Consider the following 1,680-nt stretch of genomic DNA (forward strand, 5'->3'; position numbering starts at 1 on the left):
GCTCATGTCAGGCCTCGACGCGCGGTGCGTTGAAACGATCGAGGCCGGGGCCGCCCTGCGCGCGGCGGTGCTTGCGGTTCGCCTGACGCAGCGACTGCTCGGGGTAACGGCCTGCCGGGTTGCAGCGGTTGCCGCCCCCGATGGCCGACATCGGCGAGCGGCTCGGCCGGCGGGTCTTGCCGTGACCGCGCGACTTGTAGCCGCCGAGTTCGGTGACCGCTGCCGCGAGGTTCATCGAGCCGCTCGCCATCAGCGAGAGCGCCGAGGCCATCAACGCGCTGAACCGAGAAAAGGGTTGTGCCATCTCCATCTCCTTCGCAGCGGTGAGGGGCTGCGTTGAGAAGAAGTATGGCGATGCCCATAAACAAGGTCAATGGGTTTTGCCATAAAAAGGCACAAACGTTTCTATTGACCTTGCCTTGCGGGATAGCTTTTCGCTAAATCGAAGGGCTCAGCGGGTCGTGTCGGTGTTCTTCTTGCGCTCGCCGATCGCGTGCAGGCAGTGGATCAACTCCATCGTGTAGCCCTGGCTCGCGTGCGGGTTTCGCTCGACGGCCCCGAAGGCATCGACGAAGAACCGGCCGCCGCGCACGATCACTACGACGCCCAGCCCGGTGATCTGCCCGGACTGGATGCCTTCGTGAATGTCGATGCCGGCCTGCCTGAGATCCGGGGGGATCGGGGTAGGGACCAGCTGCATCAGCCCACCTTCTGCTGCTTGCGCGCTTTCGCGGCGGGAGCCGAGACCTTGCGCACGCTGGGGCCGGCGGGTGCAGTCGTCGGCGCGTGCGTCTCGTCGGGCTTCGGTGCGGCCTTCTCGGTCGCGCGCCGGTACGCGGCGATCATGTTCACCTCGACCGTCGTCAGCTCGAGCGCCTCGGCCCGGCCGGTCATGATGAACTGCGGCGACTTCAGCAGCGCCTGGCAGACCGCCATCAGCACCTCGGCCCCGAAGGACTTGCCGCGTTCGATGTCGCTGATGGTGCTCTGGTCGACGCCCGCACGAGCAGCGAGCTCGGCCTGAGTCAGGCCCATCTCCTTCCGCAACCCCCTCACCCTGGCGCCGATAGTTTCCATTGCGTCAACGGTACTTTGGCGATTGCCGAAATTTATGCGACTTGCCATATGGGAATCGCCATAATGCGAGCCATGAACTACGCGGACATCCTCGACCACTTCGGGACCCAAGTCGCCGCCGCCCAGGCGCTGAAGATCAATCAGAGCAATCTGAGCGACTGGAAGGGCCGCGGATCGATTCCGCCGCTGCGTCAGCTTGAGCTTGAGGCGCTCACCGCCGGCAAGCTGAAGGCCGGGTCGGAGTGCGACAAGTTCCGCGTCCCCGGTCATCAGGCCGCCTGAACCATGTTCGCCGCGGCCACGCCGAAACTGCAGCACCTGCCCGATGCCGTGATGGGTCTTGCCCATGAAATCTCCCCTGGCGCCAAGGTGGTGCCTAAGGCTCAGCATGCGCCGGTAAACGTTGCCGGTCAACGGTTTCGCCCCTATGGGGGAGCTGTGGCAGTTTTTGCGTGCGGGCCTCATTTGGCGGCCCTCCGCAGCTCGACTGCAGCGCGCTCGTGCTCGTCGGCCAGCCGCTCCATGAGCCGCTTCAAAAGCCTGCGCACCGAGATGCGCGCCCATTCGAAATCTTTGTTCGTCGTCATGCCTCGCAGTTTTGCC

4 protein-coding genes are annotated in these 1,680 nt (G+C 64.7%); 1 reads left to right on the forward strand and 3 read right to left on the reverse strand.

Annotated features, from left to right (window positions below; all coding sequences use genetic code 11):
- Positions 1–7: 7 nt before the first annotated feature.
- From BUE42_RS31355 to BUE42_RS31365, 3 genes are all read right to left on the reverse strand, one after another.
- Positions 8–304, reverse strand: a complete 297-nt coding sequence (locus tag BUE42_RS31355; protein WP_143171886.1) for a hypothetical protein — start codon at positions 302–304, stop codon at positions 8–10.
- 147 nt (positions 305–451) lie between these two features.
- Positions 452–700: a hypothetical protein gene (locus tag BUE42_RS31360; protein WP_073469442.1), complete on the reverse strand. Its 249-nt coding sequence runs from the start codon at positions 698–700 to the stop codon at positions 452–454.
- Positions 700–1,125 (reverse strand): helix-turn-helix domain-containing protein, encoded by a 426-nt coding sequence (locus BUE42_RS31365; RefSeq protein WP_083614837.1) that lies wholly within the window; start codon positions 1,123–1,125, stop codon positions 700–702. The genes BUE42_RS31360 and BUE42_RS31365 overlap by 1 nt, the downstream gene beginning before the upstream one ends.
- Positions 1,126–1,149: 24 nt before the next feature.
- Between BUE42_RS31365 and BUE42_RS31370 the strand changes: the two genes are divergently transcribed.
- Positions 1,150–1,359 (forward strand): Cro/CI family transcriptional regulator, encoded by a 210-nt coding sequence (locus BUE42_RS31370; RefSeq protein ID WP_159445536.1) that lies wholly within the window; start codon positions 1,150–1,152, stop codon positions 1,357–1,359.
- The last annotated feature ends 321 nt before the right edge of the window (positions 1,360–1,680 follow it).

The organism is Rhizobacter sp. OV335, assembly GCF_900142965.1.
Taxonomy (GTDB): domain Bacteria; phylum Pseudomonadota; class Gammaproteobacteria; order Burkholderiales; family Burkholderiaceae_C; genus Rhizobacter.